Origin of the sequence: Devosia sp. A16 (genome assembly GCF_001402915.1) — a bacterium.
GTDB lineage: Bacteria > Pseudomonadota > Alphaproteobacteria > Rhizobiales > Devosiaceae > Devosia_A.
Window position 1 is genome coordinate 3263327 of sequence record NZ_CP012945.1, and the last position, 19455, is coordinate 3282781.

The 19455-nt window shown below is 65.2% G+C and carries 16 protein-coding genes; 9 read left to right on the forward strand and 7 right to left on the reverse strand.

Annotated features, from left to right (window positions below; genetic code table 11):
- Window positions 1-10: 10 nt before the first annotated feature.
- Both APS40_RS15785 and APS40_RS15790 read left to right on the forward strand, forming a co-directional pair.
- Window positions 11-1489 carry a mannitol dehydrogenase family protein gene (locus tag APS40_RS15785; RefSeq protein ID WP_082434452.1) on the forward strand — a complete coding sequence of 493 codons (1479 nt, stop codon included), beginning with the start codon at window positions 11-13 and terminating at the stop codon, window positions 1487-1489.
- Window positions 1490-1604: 115 nt separating this feature from the next.
- The gene (locus APS40_RS15790) at window positions 1605-1943 is read left to right on the forward strand and encodes a hypothetical protein (protein WP_055047964.1); all 339 of its coding nucleotides are present in this window, start codon (window positions 1605-1607) and stop codon (window positions 1941-1943) included.
- A 259-nt stretch (window positions 1944-2202) separates the two neighbouring features.
- Here the strand turns inward: APS40_RS15790 and APS40_RS15795 are convergent, their stop codons facing one another.
- The 6 genes from APS40_RS15795 to ppk2 form a co-directional block, all read right to left on the reverse strand.
- Window positions 2203-3360: an iron-containing alcohol dehydrogenase gene (locus APS40_RS15795; protein ID WP_055047965.1), complete on the reverse strand. Its 1158-nt coding sequence runs from the start codon at window positions 3358-3360 to the stop codon at window positions 2203-2205.
- 158 nt (window positions 3361-3518) lie between these two features.
- Complete coding sequence (locus tag APS40_RS15800; protein WP_055047966.1) at window positions 3519-4901, reverse strand: aldehyde dehydrogenase family protein; 1383 nt, start codon at window positions 4899-4901, stop codon at window positions 3519-3521.
- Window positions 4902-4929: 28 nt separating this feature from the next.
- Window positions 4930-6291, reverse strand: coding sequence for a glutamine synthetase family protein (locus APS40_RS15805; RefSeq protein ID WP_055047967.1), 1362 nt, complete (start codon window positions 6289-6291; stop codon window positions 4930-4932).
- Window positions 6292-6422: 131 nt separating this feature from the next.
- The gene (locus APS40_RS15810) at window positions 6423-7946 is read right to left on the reverse strand and encodes an amino acid permease (protein WP_055047968.1); all 1524 of its coding nucleotides are present in this window, start codon (window positions 7944-7946) and stop codon (window positions 6423-6425) included.
- Window positions 7939-8778, reverse strand: a complete 840-nt coding sequence (locus tag APS40_RS15815; RefSeq protein ID WP_055047969.1) for an N-formylglutamate amidohydrolase — start codon at window positions 8776-8778, stop codon at window positions 7939-7941. The genes APS40_RS15810 and APS40_RS15815 overlap by 8 nt, the downstream gene beginning before the upstream one ends.
- 141 nt (window positions 8779-8919) lie before the next feature.
- Complete coding sequence (ppk2, locus tag APS40_RS15820) at window positions 8920-9777, reverse strand: polyphosphate kinase 2 (RefSeq protein ID WP_055047970.1); 858 nt, start codon at window positions 9775-9777, stop codon at window positions 8920-8922.
- A 99-nt stretch (window positions 9778-9876) separates the two neighbouring features.
- Between ppk2 and APS40_RS15825 the strand changes: the two genes are divergently transcribed.
- From APS40_RS15825 to phoB, 7 genes are all read left to right on the forward strand, one after another.
- Entirely contained in the window at window positions 9877-11157 is a 1281-nt protein-coding gene (locus tag APS40_RS15825) for an ATP-binding protein (protein WP_055047971.1), read from the forward strand.
- 210 nt (window positions 11158-11367) lie between these two features.
- Window positions 11368-12390, forward strand: a complete 1023-nt coding sequence (locus APS40_RS15830; RefSeq protein ID WP_055047972.1) for a PstS family phosphate ABC transporter substrate-binding protein — start codon at window positions 11368-11370, stop codon at window positions 12388-12390.
- 95 nt (window positions 12391-12485) lie between these two features.
- Window positions 12486-13955 carry a phosphate ABC transporter permease subunit PstC gene (gene pstC / locus APS40_RS15835; RefSeq protein ID WP_055047973.1) on the forward strand — a complete coding sequence of 490 codons (1470 nt, stop codon included), beginning with the start codon at window positions 12486-12488 and terminating at the stop codon, window positions 13953-13955.
- Entirely contained in the window at window positions 13952-15271 is a 1320-nt protein-coding gene (gene pstA / locus APS40_RS15840) for a phosphate ABC transporter permease PstA (RefSeq protein ID WP_055047974.1), read from the forward strand. Before pstC ends, pstA begins: the two co-directional genes overlap by 4 nt.
- Window positions 15272-15292: 21 nt before the next feature.
- Complete coding sequence (pstB, locus tag APS40_RS15845; RefSeq protein ID WP_156342955.1) at window positions 15293-16102, forward strand: phosphate ABC transporter ATP-binding protein PstB; 810 nt, start codon at window positions 15293-15295, stop codon at window positions 16100-16102.
- 29 nt (window positions 16103-16131) lie between these two features.
- A complete protein-coding gene (phoU, locus tag APS40_RS15850; protein ID WP_055047976.1) occupies window positions 16132-16827 on the forward strand; it encodes a phosphate signaling complex protein PhoU in 696 nt (231 codons plus the stop codon).
- Between the two features lie 104 nt (window positions 16828-16931).
- Window positions 16932-17633, forward strand: coding sequence for a phosphate regulon transcriptional regulator PhoB (gene phoB / locus APS40_RS15855; RefSeq protein ID WP_055047977.1), 702 nt, complete (start codon window positions 16932-16934; stop codon window positions 17631-17633).
- A gap of 217 nt (window positions 17634-17850) precedes the next feature.
- On the opposite strand, the gene APS40_RS15860 is transcribed toward phoB, so the two are convergent.
- Complete coding sequence (locus APS40_RS15860; protein WP_055047978.1) at window positions 17851-19332, reverse strand: amidase; 1482 nt, start codon at window positions 19330-19332, stop codon at window positions 17851-17853.
- Window positions 19333-19455 lie beyond the last annotated feature (123 nt).

Below are 19455 nucleotides of genomic sequence, written 5' to 3' on the forward strand. Positions count from 1 at the left end.
ACACCGACACATGCCACGCCTCTCCATGTCCGAAATCCACCCAGCCGCCGTCTCGGCGCGTGGCCTACAGCTGATGGACTACGATCGGGCGACGATCTCACCCGGCATCGTCCATCTCGGCATCGGCGCTTTTCACCGCGCCCATATGGCGGCCTATGTCGACAGCCTGCTGGCAAAGGCGCCGGACTGGGGCATTATCGGCGCCTCGCTCCGCCGCCCCGATACCCGCGACGCGCTGGCGCCGCAGGATTTCCTCTACACCCTCGCCATTCGGGATGCGTCGGGCACCACGCCGCGCATCATCGGCTCGATTGTCGATGTGCTCGACGCCAATACCCAGCGGGCCCAACTGATCGAGACCATGGCCGATCCGGCGATCCGCATCGTGTCGTTGACTGTCACCGAGAAGGGGTACTGCCACGATCCCTCGACCGGCGAGCTCGACGAGGAACACCCCGATATCGTCCACGATCTCGCGCACCCCGACACACCGATCAGCGCGCCCGGCATCATCGTTGCGGCTCTCGAACTGCGGCAGCAGCGCGGCCTTGGCCCGTTCACCGTGATGAGCTGCGATAATCTGCCCTCGAACGGCAAGACCGCCGGCCGCATCGTGCGCCGGCTCGCCGAGTTGCGCGGCCTTGGCGAGGCCTTCACCCGCTACGTCGAGACTGTGCGTTTCCCCTCGACCATGATCGATCGGATCGTGCCGGCCACCACCGACGCCGACCGCGCCATCGTCGCCGAGCTCACGGGCTTCGACGATGCCTGGCCGATCATGACCGAACCCTTCACCCAATGGGTGATCGAGGACGATTTCCCTGCGGGACGACCGCCGTTCGAAACCGTCGGCGCAGAGCTCGTGGAGGACGTCGAGCCGTTCGAACTGATGAAGCTCCGCATGCTCAACGGCAGCCACTCGACCATGGCCTATCTCGGCTATCTCGCGGGCTATCAATACGTCAACGAAGCCATCGCCGATCCCGGCATTCTGAAGCTGGTGCATGGGCTGATGACCGAGGAGGCGATGCCGACCCTGCCGATGTCGCGCTCGACCCTCGAAGCCTATCGCGACCAGTTGCTGGCCCGCTTCGCCAACCCGGCGCTCAAGCACCGCACCTGGCAGATTGCCATGGACGGCACGCAGAAGCTGCCGCAGCGCCTGCTCGGCACCATCCGCGACCGGCTCAAGGCGGCGCAACCGTTCCCGCGCCTCGCTCTCGGCGTCGCCGCCTGGATGCGCTACGTCACCGGCATCGACGAAGCCGGGCAGCCCATCGAGGTGAAGGACCCGCTGGCAACGCGGTTACGCGAGATCGCCGACCGGGCAGGTCGGGACCCGGCGAAGCTGGCGGACGGCTTGCTTGCGGTGACCGAAGTCTTCGGCACTGACCTCGCGCAGGTCGCGGTGTTCCGCGATACCGTCACCAACCACCTGAAATCGCTGCTGGATAACGGCGTCAAGGAAACGGTGCGGCGGCTGGGCTGACCTGCCACGCATCGCACCAGGTGGTGCCTGCCCTCGGCGCCATCACTCCATTGCAGCCGTTGACGCGCGGCGGGTTTTGAGGCCCTCTGCACAAGTGCTTTGGGGGGACACGGGCATGCACAAGCTATTGATCGGTATCGCTATCGCCGTGCTCTGGTGCGGAACGGCCAATGCGGCAGGCGTGTCGAGGGGGCCCTGCGAGACCCCTGAGATCATCGACTACATAAAGACCAGCCTCAAGAACATGAAGTCCGAGAACGGCGAGTCCTTCGCCAGGTACCTCGGTGACAACTCCAGGCTTGCCGCCAGCACCATGTCGGCGGACGCCAGGGGCTTCGTCTGCAAGGTCAACGTCAGCGTGGTATTCGGTGGCAACACCCAGAAGATCAGGGGGCGGTTCGTTTACCGTGAGTTCTCCGGCAAGCGTGCCAGCGTGACCTTCATCCCGTTTTAGAGCGTTTCACGGCCAGGTTGATCGGCTGGGGAGATTGAGGGACCTCAGCACCACCTTATGGGGTCTATCACCGGGTCATCCCCGCGAAAGCGGGGACCTCCGTTTGCGATGGCGCGTGGGGGCAAGAAAACAGAGGTTCCCGCTTTCGCGGGAATGACCCGGCGGTTAGGCACGGGCGGGCCAGCCCCTAGGGTCAGTGCCTTCGCAGCTACGACGGACGATGAATCAGTCCAGCGGTGAAATGCTCTAGACGGGCGGCCTAGAGCCGCCCCTCCATCGCCCGGTCGAAAATCTCGAGCGCCAGTTTTTTGGTCAGTTCCACCGGGTTGCCGCCTGCCGTCGGGTCGACGATCGCCATTTCGCCGATCAGTTCGCGTTTCTCGCCGCTCACCTTGAAGTCCTTCAAGGTGTTGGGAACGCTGAGCTTGGCGCGCAACGCGTTGATGGCGCGCAGGAACGCATCGAAATTCGGCGACAACCCGCAATAGGCGGCGAGCCTGGCGATTTTGGCTTCAATGGCGTCGCGGTTGGCCACCAGCACATAGGGCATGAACACCGCATTGGTCATGCCGTGATGCGTGTCGTAAAGCGCCCCCACCGGATGGCTCAGCGAGTGGATGGCGCCCAGCCCCTTTTGGAAGGCGGTCGCGCCCATCGCCGCCGCGCTCATCAGGTGGCCGCGCGCCTCGATATCATTGGGGTTCTCCACCACCTTGGGCAGGTTCTCGAGCGCCAGCCGCACGCCCTCCACCGCAATACCGTCGGCCAACGGATGGTAGCCTTTGGCGCAATAAGCCTCGAGGCAATGCGCCAGGGCGTCGAAGCCGGTGCCGACGGTAATGAAGGTCGGCATCCCCACTGTCAGTTCGGGGTCGGCGATCACCACCTTGGGCATCATCAAGGGATGGAAGATCACCTTCTTGGTGTGGGTCGTCTCGTCGGTGATCACCCCGGCGCGGCCGACTTCCGAGCCGGTACCCGCAGTGGTCGGCACCGCGACGATCGGAAAGATCCCCTTGGGGTCGGCGCGGGTCCACCAGTCGCCGATATCCTCGAAATCCCACATCGGTCGGGTCTGCCCCGCCATGAAGGCGATGACCTTGCCGGTATCCAGCCCCGATCCGCCACCGAAGGCGATCACCCCGTCATGCCCGCCCTTGCGCAACACCTCGATGCCGGCATTGACGTTGGCCGAGATCGGGTTGGGTTTGACGTCGGCGAACACCCCGACCTCGAACCCGGCATCGCGCAGCAGCTTCAGCGTGTTCTGCGTCACCGGCAGGTTGACCAGTCCGGCATCGGTCACCAGCAGCGGCCGCGCGATGCCGGTCGTCTTCAGCGCCTCCGGCAGTTCGGCAATGCGGCCCGCGCCGAACTTTACCGCGGTGGGATAGTTCCAGTTGGCCTTGGTCGTCATGTTCCCGGTCTCCCGATTCCCAGTTACCCACCGGGTCATTCCCGCGAAAGCGGGAACCTCTGTTTACGTCCCACCATCCCCAAAACGGAGTTTCCCGCTTTCGCGGGGAAAGACCCCCGAGGGTGGCACCAGTTGCGCCCCAACGACGAGGCGGCGCTTCACACCTTCCTCAGGTGATAGCTCTTTGGCTGCGTCAGGTTGGCGTAGCCGATCTCGCTCAGCGCGCCGCCCTTGCCGGTTTCCTTGACCCCGGTCCACACCAGCGCCGGATCGAGATAGTCGCAGCGGTTGGCGAACACCGTACCGGTTTCGACCTTGCTGCCGATCTTGGCCGCAGCCTCCAGATCCTCGGTCCAGATCGAGGCGGTGAGTCCATATGGGCTGTCGTTCATCAGTTCGATCGCTTCGGCGTCGTCACGCACCTTCATGATGCCGACCACTGGCCCGAAGCTCTCTTCCCGCATCACCGCCATCTGGTGGTTGACGCCGGTCAGCACTTCCGGGGCGAGATAGGGCGAGCTCTCCTCATCGAGCTCGTGCCTGGTATTGAGATGCGCCTTGGCGCCCTTGCGCAGCGCCTCGAGCGTCTGCCCCCGCACCAGGTCGGCGAAGCGCGGCGTCGCCATCGGCCCGACCATGGTGTCGGCGTCGAGCGGGTTGCCCAGCGTCCAGCCTCTGGCATTCTCGACGAAATCCTTGACGAAGCGGTCATAGACCGACGCGTGCACATAGATGCGCTCCACCCCGCAGCAGCTTTGCCCGGAGTTGAAGAACGAGCCGTCGACCAGGTTCTCTACCGCGTGGCTGAGGTTGGCATCCTCGCGCACATAGGCCGGGTCCTTGCCACCGAGCTCCAGCCCCAGCGTCGCGAAGGTCCCCGCCGCCGCGCGCTCGATCCGCCGCCCGCCTTCCACCGAACCGGTGAAATTGATGTGGTCGATCTTGCCCGAGCCGATCAGCTTTTCAGTGTCGGCATGGTTCAGCACCAGGTTCTGGAACAGTCCGTCCGGCATCCCCGCCGCCTGGAACGCCTCGGCGAAGCGCTCGCCCACCAGCAGCGTTTGCGAGGCGTGCTTCAAGATCACCGCGTTGCCCGCCATCAGCGCCGGCACGATGGTGTTGATCGCCGTCAGGTAGGGGTAGTTCCACGGCGCGATCACCATCACCGTGCCCAGCGGTTCGCGCGCGATCCAGCGCTCGAAGCCCGGCTTATCCGGCCGCAGCGACGGCTTGAGACTCTCCTCGGCAATGCCGATCATGTAGCGCGAGCGCTCCTCGACGCCGCGCTTCTCGCCGCCGAAACGCACTGGCCGGCCCATCTGCCAGGCCAGTTCCGGCACGATCTCGTCGTTCTTGGCGAGGAGCGCGTCGAGGAAGTGCTCGAGGAACTTCACCCGCTCCTTGACGGTGACTTCACCCCAGACCTCGCGGGCCCGCCGGGTCCTGGCCACCGCGGCGTCGATTTCGGCGCCCGTCGCGACCTTGCGCTCGGCATATACGCGCCCATCGATGGGCGAGACGATCTGGACCCTGTCGGTCATCTGTCACCTATATGGTTGTGCCGGAGTTCTAGCTGCGCTCGAACCCGCGCTTCAACTCCCAATCGGTGACGCGTCGGTCATACTCGAACTGCTCCCAGTTGCCGGTGTGCACATAGTGGCCGATCACCGGCTCGCCGAAGGCTTCGCGCAGCATGGTTGAATTCTGCATGGCGGCCAGTGCGTCGCGCAGCGTCTTGTGCACTTCGCGCAGTTTTTCGCCGACATAGGCGTCGCCGGTGAAGGCCGGCTCCAGCGGCAGCTTGTCCTCGACGCCCTTGAGGCCCGCTGCGATCAGCGCCGCATAGGCGAGATAGGGGTTGAGGTCGGCCCCGCCGATCCGACATTCGACCCGCACCCCCTTGGTGTTCTCGCCGCAGAGCCGGAAGCCGGCCGTGCGGTTGTCCGACGACCAGATCGCCTTGGTCGGCGCGAAAGTGCCGGCCTGGAAGCGCTTGTAGGAGTTGATGAACGGCGCGAGGAAATAGGTGATGTCGCCGGCATAGGTCAGCAGCCCCTGCATGAAGTGCTTCATCAGGTCGGACATACCGAGCTGGTCCTTGCTGTCGACGAAGGCGTTCTTGCCGCCCTTGGCGAGGCTCATGTGGATGTGGCTCGACGAGCCGGCGAGCCCGAAATCCCACTTGGCCATGAAGGTAATGGCTTTGCCGTGGGCGTGCGCGATCTCCTTCATGGCGTTCTTCATCACCACATGCCGGTCCGCCATGGTCAGCGCGTCGGCATAACGCACGTTGAGCTCTTCCTGCCCCGGGCCCCATTCGCCCTTCGAATTCTCCACCGGAATGCCGGAAGCCTGCAGTTGCCGCCGCATGGCGCGCAGCACCCCTTCCTCCTTGGTGGTCTGGAAGATGTGGTAATCCTGGATGTAGTAGCCGGCGGTGGTGAGGTTCTTGTAGCCCTTGTCCCAGGCCGAGCGGAAACTCTCGTCGAACAGGTAGAATTCCAGCTCCGAGGCGAAGTTCGCCGTCAGCCCGAGCTTTTCCAGCCGCTTCAGCTGCGCCTTGAGGATGGCACGGGGGCTGTGCGGGATCGGCTCGTGATGATGATGGTCGACGAGGTCGGCGAGGATGATGGCCGTGCCCTCGAGCCAGGCCGCCTTCATCAGCGTCGTGAGGTCCGGCTTCATGACGAAATCGCCATAGCCCTTGGCCCAGTTCGCCGCCTCGTAGCCCGGCACCGGTTCCATGTCGATGTCGTTGGCGAGCAAGTAGTCGCACCCATGCGTCTCGTCGATCGCTCCATCGAGGAAGAACTCGGCCTGGAAGCGCTTGCCGATCAGCCGGCCCTGCATGTCGGGGAATGCCACCAGCACGGTGTCGATGGTGCCGGCTTTCACGTCGGCCTTCAGTTGATCGAGCGTATAGGCGGCCATGGCGCACTCCCTGAACTCAGCGTTCTTGGTCGCGCTTCGAAGCGGAAAAGTCTGCAACTCTTCCCGAAAGCGCTCAGGTGGACTTGTTATCGTTGGAAAAGGGGCCGCGAGCGATCGCGGCCCCGATGTCGCTATTTCTTGGCGTGCTCGAGCGCGAACTCTTCCTCCGGCGAGAGGATGAGCTTGTGACGGCCGACCAGCCCGAAATAGACGATGCCGACGGCGCACCAGACCACCACCCAGATCACGCCCTTGAAGAAGTTCGGATCCTGGATCTGGTAGCCGAGCGTCACCGCCGCGATGATGATCGTCAGCACCGCTCCGGGGACGCCCACCGGGCTCTTGAACGGCCGCTCGATGTTCGGCAGCTTGCGGCGGAGGATGATGAAGCTCACCGCCTGCGCGATGTAGCTCAGCATCGCGCCGAACACGGCCATGTTGAGCAGCACAGAGCCGATGATGTCGTCACCCAGTTGCGTCTCGCCGCTGCCGCCGCCGCCATTGGCAAACCAGATCACCAGCATGACGCCGAGCCCCAGCAGCGAACCCGCGATCATCGCGAGGTGTGGGGTCTTGTAGGTGGCATGGGTTTCAGACAGCGCCGACGGGAAGTAGCCGGCGCGGCTCAGCGAATAGACCTGTCGTCCCTGCGCATACAAGATGGTGTGGAACGAGGCGACGAGGCCGATCAGCGCCACCACGCCGAAGGCGGAAGCGGCCCAGCCGACATCGGGGAACATGGCGCGGATACCGTCGAGCGCCGGCTCCAGCGAAGTGCCCAGCGCGAATGAGCCGACCCCTGCGATCGAGGGATTGAGCAGCACCACGAGAAAAGCCGAGAGCGCCAGCGTGGCAAAGCCCAGCATGATGCCGCGCGGCATGTCGCGCTTCGGATCGACCGACTCCTCGGCTGCCAGCGGCACTTGCTCGATGGCGAGGAACAGCCAGACCGCAAAGGGCAGGGTGGCGAGCACGCCGCCAAAGCCCTTGGGGAACCACTCGCCGCCGCCTTCCGGCAGCTCCGAGCCATCCGGCGCGATGTTAAGCGCCCAGCGCGAGAAGTCGATGTGCCCGAAGGCGCTGATGTAGAAGAAGGCGAGGCCCGCCAGCGAGATCAGCGTTACCGCCAGCGTCACCTTGTAGCTCAGGGCTACGCCGAAAATGTTGAGCGCCAGGAAGATCGCGTAGAAGACGACCCATAACACCGGGTAGAGCGAGGTATCGAGCCCGGTGATCGAGCCGAAATACGCCGAAATGAACGTACAGATCACTGCCGGGGTCAGCACGTATTCGACGTTCTCGAACAGCCCCGTGACGAAGCCGCCCCATGGCCCCATCGAACTGCGCGCGAACGAGTAGGCGGCGCCGGTATGCGGCAGCGCCGGGCTCATCTCGGCGATCGAGAAGGTCAGCCCCAGATACATGATGGCAATGATGATGCCGGCGACCAGCATGCCGCCCCAGCCGCCGGTGGCAAAGCCCAAATTCCAGCCCGAGAAGTGCCCCGAGATCACCGCGCCGACGCCAAGCGCCCACAGCGACCAAATGCCGGCATAGCGCTGCAGGCCGCGTTTCTCGAAGTAGCTCTTGTCGCGGGTGGCGTATTTCACACCACCCGCCTGCGTGCCCGTGGCACTAGACGGAATGTCAGCCATCAAACCCTCCTGTGAACTGACCTGTTCTAGTCGGTGATGTAGCCGCTGCCGTGCCGCGCGACCCGAGCGCGGCGGTGAGGCAGCGGGCCAGTCGGGCGGCCCACAGGCTCACCCCTTCTGGTTCGAGGATTTCATCGTGCCGGATTTCGATCATGGTCGCCTCGAGGCCGCGCCCGTCGCCGTGGTGCTCCAGCGTGTAGGTGACGCCGTTAAGCGCCGAATAGGGCTGATTCCAGCCGATGTTGAGCGTCGCCTCGTCGGCGGCAAGCGCATCGCGCAGCGCTGCCGTGAAGCGGTCGTCGCGCGCATGGATCAGTCCGATCGGCCAGGGCCGCGGCACGTCCTTGTAGACCGGAGTGAACGAGTGGACCGTGACCAGCAGCGTTTCGATGCCGGCAGCCCGGCGCGTCTCGAGCACGCCTTCCAGGGCGGCGTGAAACGGCGCGTGATAGGCGCCGATCCGCTCCGCCCGCTCGTTGTCGCCGATGCCGCGGTTGCCCGGAATCTCGGTGCGCTCGGAGATGACGGGGATCAGATCCGGCGCGTCATGGTCGCGGTTGCAGTCGATCACCAGCCGGCTGACCGTCGAGGCAACCAGCGGCGCGTCGAGCAACTCGCTCAGTTGCAGCGCCACCGCCATCGCGCCGGGGTCCCAGGCGACATGCATCAGCCGCTGGTGCGGCGTCAGGCCAAGGTCGCCATAGCGGTAGGGAAAGCGGTTCGAGGCGTGATCGCAGGCCAGCACGAAAGGCGAGCGCCCCTCGGCGTTGCACACCAGCACTGGCGGAATGACGCTCGCCTCTTGGCTCGCGCCGGCCTCGTGGCCCACCATATACTGACCCCTGCGGAACGCGCGGCCCCACAAGCCATTGTGTCTCGGCCGCGGACCCTGCTGTTCGATCGCGCGAGGCCCTCCCGCGCCGATCGTTAACAGGCAGTTGACGGGTTTTTGACCGTCTGGTCAATCCACCCGCTACAACTCGCTGTGGGACTTCATGAACACTTGCGGTGTGACGACGATCTTGCCGTCGATCGGGCCGATCAGTTTCTCGTCCTTGCCTTCGTAGTCGAGCGCGTGCAGCACGGAGCGGATGATGCCGAGCCGGCCGCGTTTCTTGTCGTTGTTGAACACGATCCGCCAGGGCGCATGTGCGGTGTGGCTGGCCTCCAGCATACGGTTGCGCGCCTTGGTATAGTCGTCGAAGCGCTTCAGCGCCTCGAGGTCGATCGGCGACAGCTTCCACACCTTCAACGGATCGTGCCGGCGGTCGTGGAAGCGCTTGAGCTGCATCTCGCGCCCGATGGTCAGCCAGAACTTGAACAGGTGGACGCCGTCATCCACCAGCATCTTCTCAAAATGCGGCACCGCCTCGAGGAAGTGCTCGGTTTCCTCGGGCGTGCAGAAGCCCATGACCGGTTCGACCCCGGCCCGGTTGTACCACGAGCGGTCGAACAGCACCTGCTCGCCGGCCGCCGGCAGCCAGTCGACATAGCGCTGGAAATACCACTGCGTGCGCTCGCGGTCCGATGGCTTGGGCAGCGCCACCGCCATGTTGAAGCGTGGGTTGAGGTTCTCGAGATAGGCGGCGATCGAGCCGCCTTTGCCCGCCGCGTCGCGACCCTCGAACACGATGACGATGCGCTTGCCGGTCTTGGCCTGGTCGTGCTGCAGCAGCGCCAGTTGCCGCTGTGCCTGCAGCATCTCGGCTTCGTAGGCATCACTGTCCATCTTCTCGTCATAGGGGAAGCCCCCCGACTCGAGCGCCTTCTTCTTGATTGCGCGGGGCAGCACCGGGTCTTCGAGGTCGAAGCCTTCCAATGCGTCGGACATGAATGAACTCCAGCACCTGTCATGACGGCGTCACAACCGTGCTATGAACACCCGCGTCTGACAAGCGGGACGAATCGTCCGGCGCTGAAGGAATTGCCGATGGCCGATGAGGCGCAGCGTGGAGTGAGCCGATCCGGCTGGCTCGATACCGTCAAGACGCGTCTGTATGGGCGGCTGCTGATGCTGCTCGCCATGGGGCTGGTGTTCCTGACGCTGGCCGGTCTTGCCGTGCTCGACCCCTGGATCGACCTGCTGGCCTATGCCGTCATCGTCGCCGTCGCCGCGATGGTGCCCGAGACCAGCGAGTCGGCAAGCGGTGTGGCGACGGGCGCGAGCAGCGGCGAGCTGGCATTCGCCGATGCGGTCAGGCATTTCGCCGATGCGCTGCCCGACCCCTCGATCGTCATCGATCGGCGCAGCGTCATCGTACACCTCAACCCGCAGGCAGCGCGGCATTTCCCCGGCGTGGCGGCCGGCAGCCCGATCGCCTTCACCATGCGCTTCCCGCAGCTGCTGGCGGCGATCGAGGCGGCCCGGCTCGGCGCTTCGCAGACCATCGAACTGCACCAGACCGTCCCCACCGAGACCTGGTACAAAGCCACCGTGGCGCCGCTCGCTGCCGGCGATCCGGTCAATGACGGCGTCCTCGTCATTACCCTGCAAAGCCAGACCGAGGAGAAGCGCCTCGAGATGCTGCGCACCGACTTCATCGCCAATGCCAGCCACGAGCTGCGGACCCCGCTGACCTCGCTGGTCGGCTTTATCGATACGTTGCTGGGACCGGCCGCCAACGACAAGGAAGCCCGTGAGCGCTTCCTCGGCCTGATGCGCGGCCAGGCCGCCCGCATGGCCAAGCTGATCGAGGACCTCTTGTCGCTGAGCCGTATCGAGATGCGCCAGCATATGCGGCCCACCGCGCCGGTCGAACTGGGTGCGTTGCTGCGCGAAGTCGCCGAAGGCCTGCAAAAGCTGGCCGAGGATACCGACACCAAACTCCGGGTCGAGGCGCCGGACGAGCCGGTCACGGTCAGCGGCGATCGCGACGAGCTCTACGAGGTGTTCGAGAACCTGATCGACAACGCCATCAAGTACGGCGCCGATGGCGACACCATCGATATCACCCTCACCGCCGATGCCGGCCGGCGCGGCTTCGACGCCATGGTCTCGGTGGTCGATCACGGGGTCGGCGTTGCCGCCGAACACGTGCCGCGCCTCACCGAGCGCTTCTATCGAGTCGATGCCGATAGCAGCCGCAAGAAGAAGGGCACCGGCCTCGGGCTGGCCATCGTCAAGCACATCGTCACCCGTCATCACGGCGTGCTGTCGATCAAGAGCCAGCCGGGGCAGGGCACCCGGGTGGACGTGCTGCTGAGAAAATGACAGCCGCGGCGGTTTCCACAGCCGGAAACCTGAAATGACAAAAATAGTTCTTCTGGATCAATGATCTGGACTGTCACAGAAATGCAATCCCAGTGTCATAAAACGTTGTGACAACGCCCCTAGGTTCCGCCGTGCAGACAGGGCGGCCGGAGGAACCGGAACCGTCGACTGGCCTCTGAGGGGCCGATCCTTCCGAAAGGGAACAACATCATGAAGATTGCAGTTTTCGCGAGCGCCGCGGTTATCGCGCTTGCCGCCGGCCTTGGTGCGGCCGCGGCGCGCGACCAGGTTCAGGTCGCCGGTTCGTCCACCGTTCTCCCCTACGCCAAGATCGTCGCCGAGTCGTTCGGCGAGGCCTTCCCGGACTTCAAGACCCCGGTGGTCGAGTCCGGCGGTTCGGGCGCCGGCATCAAGCAGTTCTGTGAAGGAGTCGGCGAAGACAAGATCGATATCGCGAACTCTTCGCGCCCGATCAAGAAGGAAGAGCTCGAGACCTGCAAGGCCAATGGCGTCGCCGACGTCGAGGAAGTCAAGATCGGCTACGACGGCATCGTGTTCGCCACCGATATCGCCGGCCCGGATTTCGCCATCCAGCCCGCCGACATCTACAAGGCCCTGGCTGCCCAGGTCGTCGTCGACGGCAAGCTCGTCGACAACCCCTACACCAAGTGGAGCGAAGTGAACCCGGCGTTCCCGGCCTGGGACATCGCCGCCTACATCCCGGGCGAAAAGCACGGCACGCGTGAAGTGTTCGAGACCAAGCTCCTCGACGCCGGCTGCGACAAGGATGCCCTGAAGGCCGCTGGCGTCGCCGGTGACGCCGTCGCCAAGACCTGCATCGCGGTCCGCAAGGACGGCAAGGCCGTCGACATCGACGGCGATTACACCGAAACCCTGGCCCGCATCGACAGCAACAAGACCGGCGTGGGCGTGTTCGGTCTCGCCTTCTACGAGAACAACGCCGACAAGCTGAAGGTCGCGACCGTCGGCGGCGTGGTTCCCTCGACCGACACCATCTCGTCGGGTGAGTATCCGGTCAGCCGTCCGCTGTTCTTCTACGTCAAGAAGGCGCATATCGGCGTGATCCCGGGCCTCAAGGAATATGTCGACTTCTTCATCTCCGACGACATGATCGGGCCGGACTCGCCGCTCGCTCAGTATGGCCTCGTGGCCGCTCCGGACGCCGAGCGCGAAGAGATCCGCGCCAAGTTCGAAGCCGGCACCACGATGTAATGTGACTGTGGCGCGGGCTCTGGCCCGCGCCATCTGCCCCGCCTGGCGGGGCCTCCGCCGTTGCGGCGGCAAAAACTGGGGCAAGTGAGGCGTCGATGTCAGCAGGCTGGGTAGTCGCAATCGTTCTGGCCATAGGTGCCATCGCATATTTCTTCGCCGCGCAGCGCGCCCGCGTGCAGCGCGATGCCAGCGACCGCGCCAAGGAAGTCCCGCATTCGCTGCCGACCTACCACGGCTGGCTCGCCTTCATCTTTGCGACCGTCCCGGCGCTCCTGGTGTTCCTCGCCGTCAGCGCGACGTCGACCGCGATGCTCGAAAACCGGGTTCGCACCGAGGTCAGCGCGCACCTCTCCGATACGTCGGCGGCGAGCCTCTCGATCGGCATCGTCCACAACGTCGCCTCGGCGCTGAACCGCCTCGATCTTTCGGGCGCCAACGTGCCCACTTCCTATGCCGCGCTGCGCGACATGGCCAAGTCGTCGGGCATCGTCCTCGCCGACAGCGGTGAAGACTACATGCTGCCGCTGGCGGCCAGCGTGAATGCCGACGCCGCCGTGCACAAGCTGATCGGCCAGGGGTTGACCCTGCTGCTGTCGGTAGCCGGCGCCGCCTTCGCCTATTCCCGCATCCGCCTGCGGCTCCGGGCCCGCAATGAGGTCGAGCGCGTGGTGCTGTGGTCGCTGCTCGGCGCGTCCACGGTCGCCATCCTCACCACCGTCGGCATCGTGCTCTCGATGCTGAGCGAGACGGTGCACTTCTTCTCCGAGGTGAACCCGCTCAACTTCTTCTTCGGTACCGTATGGGACCCGCGCTTCGCCGCGGCCGGCTCGGGCGGCACCGAAGGGCAGTTCGGCCTGATCCCGTTGCTGGCCGGCACGCTCTACATCGCCTTCGTCTCGATGCTGTTCGCCGTGCCGGTCGGCTTGATGGCTGCCGTCTACATGGGCGAGTATGCCTCGAGCAGGGTGCGCTCCACCGTCAAGCCGCTGCTCGAACTGCTCGCCGGCATCCCCACCATCGTCTATGGCATCTTTGCCGTCGTGACGCTGGGGCCGTTCTTCCGCGACCTGTCGGCAGCGCTCAGTGGCGGCTTCGCCTTCATCCAGGCGCAGTCGGTGCTGACAGCCGGCATCGTCATGGGGGTGATGCTGATCCCGGTGGTGTCCTCGCTCTCGGACGACGTCATCACCGCCGTGCCCCGTGCCATGCGTGACGGCTCGCTCGCCCTCGGCGCCACTCGGTCGGAAACCATCCGCAAGGTGATCCTTCCCGCCGCGTTGCCGGGGATTGTCGGGGCGCTGCTGCTCACCGCCTCGCGCGCCATCGGCGAAACCATGATCGTGGTGCTGGCGGCAGGCGTCGCGGCCCGCATCAACTTCAATCCGTTCGAGGCGATGACCACCATCACCGTCAAGATCGTCAACCAGCTGACCGGCGACCTCGAGTTCAATTCGCCGCAGACGCTGGTGGCCTTTGCCCTCGGCCTCACCCTGTTCGCCCTGACGCTCGCCATGAACGTCTACGCGCTCTACATCGTCCGCAAGTACCGGGAGCAGTACGAATGACCGACGCAGCCTTGCCCCACGCTGCCGTGGCCGCCGCCGCTCCGGCCAGGCGCGATTTCGGCCTCAAGCGCCGTCACGCCGCCGAGTTCCGCTTCCGCCTCTTCGGCATCATGGCCATCGTCATCGGCCTTGGCTTCCTCGCCATCCTGCTCGGCTCGATCGTCTCCAAGGGCTATACTGCCTTCGTGCAGACCTCGATCACCGTGCCGGTCGAGTTCTCGGCCTCGATCATCGACAAGGACAACGAGCGCGCCGCCAATCCGCGCGTGCTGGTGTCGGCCAATTACCCGATCATCGCCCGCAACGCCGTCGCCAAGGCGCTCGGCGTCTCGCTCGACGACAAGGCGGCGATGCGCGATATCGCCAAGTTCGTCTCCGACGGATCGCGCGCCACGCTGCGCGAGATCGTCCTCGCCGACCCCGCGGTGATCGGCACCACGCGCAACGTCACGCTCTTGGCCGCCGCCGATATCGACAGCGCCAACAAGGGCCAGATCGACCTCGGCGTGCCCGAGAGCAAGCGCAAGGTTTCCGACCGGCAGGTCGCCTGGCTCGACCAGCTGAAGCAACAGGGCGCCATCTCGACGCCGTTCAACTGGGGCCTCTTGACCTTCGGCGCCTCCAGCCGTCCCGAAACCGCCGGGCTCGGCGTGGCGCTGGTCGGTTCGCTCTACATGATGGCGATCGTGCTGCTGTGCGCGCTCCCCATCGGTGTCGCGGCCTCGATCTATCTCGAGGAGTTCGCCAAGAAGAACCGCTTCACCGACTTCATCGAGGTGAACATCAACAACCTCGCCGCGGTGCCGTCGATCGTCTACGGCCTGCTCGGGCTGGCGGTGTTCATCAACTTCTTCGGCCTGCCGCGCTCGGCCCCGATCGTCGGCGGCCTGGTCCTCACCCTGATGACGCTGCCCACCATCATCATCGCTACCCGCGCCGCGCTCCGCGCCGTGCCGCCCTCGATCCGCTCGGCCGCCCTCGGCATCGGCGCCTCGCGCATGCAGATGGTGTTCGACCATGTGCTGCCGCTGGCCACCCCGGGCATCCTGACCGGCACCATTATCGGGCTGGCCCGTGCCCTGGGCGAGACCGCGCCGCTGCTGCTGATCGGCATGGTGGCCTTCGTCGCCGACCGCCCAACCACGCCGCTCGATCCGGCCACCGCGCTGCCCGTGCAGATCTACATGTGGGCCAATGAGGCGGAGCGCGCTTTCGTCGAGCGCACGCAGGGCGCCGTGCTGGTGCTGCTGATCTTCCTCGCCCTGATGAACATTGCCGCAATTCTCCTCCGCCGCCGCTTCGAGCGCCGCTGGTAACCCCCGACCTGGATGACCGACATGTCCCTCGAATCCGCCGCGACCACTGCCGCTCCCGTCTCCCGTCCCAATGCCCCGCCCAAGATGCAGGGCGAAAAGGTCGGCGTCTTCTACGGCGAGAAGCAGGCCCTGTTCGACGTCGATCTGAAGATCGAGCAGTTCAACGTCACTTCGTTGATTGGCCCGTCGGGCTGCGGCAAGTCGACGTTCCTGCGCTCGCTGAACCGCATGAACGACACCATCGACGGCTGCCGCGTGGTAGGCAAAATCACCCTCGACCAGGACGATATCTACGATCCCGCCATCGACGTGGTGGAGTTGCGCGCCCGCGTCGGCATGGTGTTCCAAAAGCCCAATCCGTTTCCCAAGTCGATCTACGAGAATGTCGCCTACGGTCCCAAGATCCACGGCATAGCCCGCAACAAGGCCGATCTCGACGAGATCGTGCACTCTTCGCTGCGCCGCGCCGGCCTGTGGAACGAGGTGAAGGATCGTCTGAACGAGCCCGGCACCGGCCTTTCGGGTGGCCAGCAGCAGCGCCTGTGCATCGCCCGCGCCATCGCCACCAAGCCCGAAGTGCTGCTGATGGACGAGCCGTGCTCGGCGCTCGATCCGATCGCCACCGCGGTGATCGAGGAACTGATTGACGAGCTGCGTGAGAACTTCACCATCGTCATCGTCACCCACTCGATGCAACAGGCTGCGCGCGTCAGCCAGAAGACCGCGTTCTTCCACCTCGGCAAGCTGATCGAGGAAGGCAAGACCGAGGACATCTTCACCAATCCCAAGAACAAGCAGACGCAGGATTACATCACCGGCCGTATCGGTTGATCCCAGCGGAATTCGAGAGGAATTCGAGAATGGCATCGCTCAACGAGCACATCGTTTCCTCCTATGAGGACGAACTCACCAACCTCAACAAGGCCATCTCCGAGATGGGCGGCATGGTCGAGCAGGCCATCACCGAGTCTGCGGTCGCGCTGCTGAAGCTCGACCACAAGCAGGCCCAGGACGTGCGGCTGTTCGACAAGAAGATCGACGACATGCAGCAGCGCATCAACGACGCTGCCGTCTCGATCATTGCCCGTCGCCAGCCGATGGCGGCGGACCTGCGCATGGTGGTGACCTCGATCCAGGTCGCCAACGATCTCGAGCGCACCGGCGACATGGCCAAGCAGCTCGCCAAGCGCGCCATGCAGATCGAGACGCTCGGCCTCGCTCCGAAATTCTACAATGGCGTCAAGCACATGAAGGAGCTGGTGGCGCGGCAGCTGAAGAGCGCCATCGACGCCTATCTCAGCCGCGATGCCGCAGCGGCGGTCGAGGTGTGCAGCCGCGACGACGAAGTCGATGCGATGTACAATTCGTTGTTCCGCGAATTGCTCACCTACATGATGGAAGATCCGCGCAACATCACGCAGTGCACGCATCTGCTGTTCTGCACCAAGAGCCTCGAGCGGGTCGGCGACCATGCGACCAACATCGCCGAAGCTGCGTACTACCTGGAAACCGGCCGCCATCTCGGCGCCGACGAACAGCAGCGCCAGCCGCGCTGATGCACGGCGCCGGAAGCGGCGCTGTGCTCCAAGCCTTTGATGTCCAGAGCTTTCAGGCCGGAGAAGTCCCGCGACTTGCCTGAAAGCGCTCCAGGAGTGACCCGATGTCAGCCACCATCCTGATCGTTGAGGACGAAGCCGATCTGGCCGTCCTGCTGCGCTACAACCTCGAAGCCGAAGGCTTTCGGGTTGCCACGGCCGCCTCGGGCGATGAGGCGGTGGAACGTATCCGGGACGGCGTGCCCGACCTGATCCTGCTCGACTGGATGCTGCCCGGCCTCAGTGGCATCGAACTCTGCCGCCGCTGGCGCTCACGCGAGGAGACCGCCCGCACCCCGATCATCATGATCACGGCGCGCGGCGAAGAAGAGGAACGCGTCCGCGGCCTTGCGACCGGCGCCGACGATTATGTGGTGAAGCCGTTCTCGATCCCCGAGCTGCTGGCCCGCATCAACGCGCTGTTGCGCCGCTCGAGCCCGCAACTGGTCACCGCCGTGCTGAAGGCCGGGGACCTCGAGCTCGATCGCACCAGCCATCGGGTGCGCCGCGGCGGCCGCGAAGTGCATCTGGGCCCCACCGAGTATCGCCTGCTCGAATACCTGATGCGCCATCCCGGCCGCGTCTATTCGCGCGAGCAGCTGCTCGACGGCGTCTGGGGCAACGACGTCTATGTCGACGAGCGCACGGTCGACGTGCATGTCGGGCGCCTGCGCAAGGCGATCAACCGCCACCGCGACGCCGACCCGATCCGCACCGTCCGCGGCGCCGGTTATGCCTTCGACGAGCGTTTCGCGGCGGTGAGCTGAGGCATCGATCTCTCCCTCGCGCTGCCGCGCACCTCGACGCCGACGAGGGCCAAGCAGCGTCGATCTGGTCGCCCCCACCGGCTGTCATCCCAGCGAAAGCTGGGACCCATCTCACCGCCTGCACCAGCCGATAGTTGGGTCCCAGCTTTCGCTGGGATGACACCGAGTGGGTTGAGATATCGGGGCCTCGCCGTACCCAAGCTGCAGGGGAGCAGCGCTAAATCACCCGCTCCGCGCAGATCCGATAGCTCTCCGCCCATGGCCGCAGCCGCTCGAACGCCGCACTCGCGGCGAGCACGTCCGTGTCGGCATAGCGTCGTCCGATGATCTGCATGCCGACCGGCAGACCGTCGACCAGACCTGCGGGGATCGAGGCCGCCGGATGTCCGGTGAAGTTGAGCGGGTAGGTGAGGCACCAGCCGATCCCCTGGTCGACAGCCTCGCCGTTGACCTCGCGCGGTCCGTGCGTGTTGCCGCCGGTTTCGTTCTTCACCGGAAGGGCGGCGACCGTCGGGGTGATCACCAGGTCGTAAGTGGCGAACGCGGCCTGGAACGCATCGTAGATTTCGGTGCGCATCGCCTGGTCGCGGCGGAGGTCCGCCGCCGTCATCGTCTGCCCATAGCTTTCGATCCAGTGCAGATATTCGGGCGGAAAGTCGGCGCGATGGTCGGCCAGCAGGTCGAGCCCACCCGCCTTCACCGCCTCGAGTGTTCCGAGGTTCAGCGGCATCATCAGCCGCAGCCACAGATCGCTGAGCTCGCGCTGCGAGTGGCGAATGCCGAGCTTTATCTCCTCGACTTGCGCGCCGGCCTCGCGAAACGCACCGACTGCCCGCTGCACCGTCTCCGCCACCCGCGGGTCCACCGGGAACACGTCGAGGTTGGGGCTGTAGCCGATGCGGAACCCCTTGATCGACGTGTTGAGGGCGCCGAGATAGTCGACCGTCTCGTCGAGACTCAGCGGATCGCGCGGATCGTAGCCGCCGAGCACGCTCATCGCCAATGCCGCGTCCTCGACCGTTCGGGTGATCGGCCCTTCGAACACATAGGGCAGGTCGCCGGCGAAGGCGTTGGGGCGCATCACCACCGGCACCCGTCCGAAGGCCGGCTTGTAGCCATAGACGCCGCACCAGGCCGCCGGAATGCGGATCGAGCCACCGGCATCGGTGCCCTCGGCGATCGACACCAGTCCGTCGGCGACGATCGCCGCGCTGCCGCCCGACGAGCCACCGGGGTTGCGTGTGGTGTCGAAAGGGTTGCCGGTCGGCCCGAACAGGTAGTTGTCGGTCACCCCGCGTAACCCCATCACCGGGGCGTTGGTCTTGCCCACGAGAATGGCGCCGCCCTTTTCGATCCGCTCGGCGAATGGGCAGTGGAACTGCGCGATATTGTCTTTGAGCGCCCGCACCCCGCCGAACGTGGTCGGCCAGCCCGGCTTGAAGTCGAACAGGTCCTTGATCGCCGCCGGCACGCCATGCAGCGGCGGCAACGCCTCGCCGCGCATCACCGCCGCCTCGGCGGCCTTGGCCTCGCGGCGGGCGTCGTCGAAGCCGAGATAGATCAGCGCATTGAGGCTCGGATTGCGGGCCTCGATGCGCGCGATGGTCGCCTCCATGACTTCGACCGGCGAGACCTCGCGCCTGCGGATGCGTCGCGCTACCTCGGTCGCGCTCAGGTAGGAAAACTCGTTCGTCGCCATTCACTGTCCCCCCTCTTGCTATCGGGGGAATACTCGGCAGGAAGCGCCTCGCGCACAATGCACCCTTCGGCGGGGAACCTTGCGCTACCATACCAATTCCTGCTTGCCTTAACCCGCTGCTTT

Excerpts from the sequence above, each read along its gene's own strand:
- APS40_RS15810 (WP_055047968.1), bottom strand. The coding sequence starts at position 7,946 with ATGGCTGACATTCCGTCTAGTGCCACGGGCACGCAGGCGGGTGGTGTG.
- APS40_RS15805 (WP_055047967.1), bottom strand. The coding sequence starts at position 6,291 with ATGGCCGCCTATACGCTCGATCAACTGAAGGCCGACGTGAAAGCCGGC.
- APS40_RS15795 (WP_055047965.1), bottom strand. The coding sequence starts at position 3,360 with ATGACGACCAAGGCCAACTGGAACTATCCCACCGCGGTAAAGTTCGGC.
- APS40_RS15825 (WP_055047971.1), top strand. The coding sequence starts at position 9,877 with ATGGCCGATGAGGCGCAGCGTGGAGTGAGCCGATCCGGCTGGCTCGAT.
- ppk2 (WP_055047970.1), bottom strand. The coding sequence starts at position 9,777 with ATGTCCGACGCATTGGAAGGCTTCGACCTCGAAGACCCGGTGCTGCCC.
- APS40_RS15830 (WP_055047972.1), top strand. The coding sequence starts at position 11,368 with ATGAAGATTGCAGTTTTCGCGAGCGCCGCGGTTATCGCGCTTGCCGCC.
- APS40_RS15800 (WP_055047966.1), bottom strand. The coding sequence starts at position 4,901 with ATGACCGACAGGGTCCAGATCGTCTCGCCCATCGATGGGCGCGTATAT.
- APS40_RS15790 (WP_055047964.1), top strand. The coding sequence starts at position 1,605 with ATGCACAAGCTATTGATCGGTATCGCTATCGCCGTGCTCTGGTGCGGA.
- APS40_RS15815 (WP_055047969.1), bottom strand. The coding sequence starts at position 8,778 with ATGGTGGGCCACGAGGCCGGCGCGAGCCAAGAGGCGAGCGTCATTCCG.
- pstB (WP_156342955.1), top strand. The coding sequence starts at position 15,293 with ATGTCCCTCGAATCCGCCGCGACCACTGCCGCTCCCGTCTCCCGTCCC.
- pstC (WP_055047973.1), top strand. The coding sequence starts at position 12,486 with ATGTCAGCAGGCTGGGTAGTCGCAATCGTTCTGGCCATAGGTGCCATC.
- APS40_RS15785 (WP_082434452.1), top strand. The coding sequence starts at position 11 with ATGCCACGCCTCTCCATGTCCGAAATCCACCCAGCCGCCGTCTCGGCG.
- APS40_RS15860 (WP_055047978.1), bottom strand. The coding sequence starts at position 19,332 with ATGGCGACGAACGAGTTTTCCTACCTGAGCGCGACCGAGGTAGCGCGA.
- pstA (WP_055047974.1), top strand. The coding sequence starts at position 13,952 with ATGACCGACGCAGCCTTGCCCCACGCTGCCGTGGCCGCCGCCGCTCCG.
- phoU (WP_055047976.1), top strand. The coding sequence starts at position 16,132 with ATGGCATCGCTCAACGAGCACATCGTTTCCTCCTATGAGGACGAACTC.
- phoB (WP_055047977.1), top strand. The coding sequence starts at position 16,932 with ATGTCAGCCACCATCCTGATCGTTGAGGACGAAGCCGATCTGGCCGTC.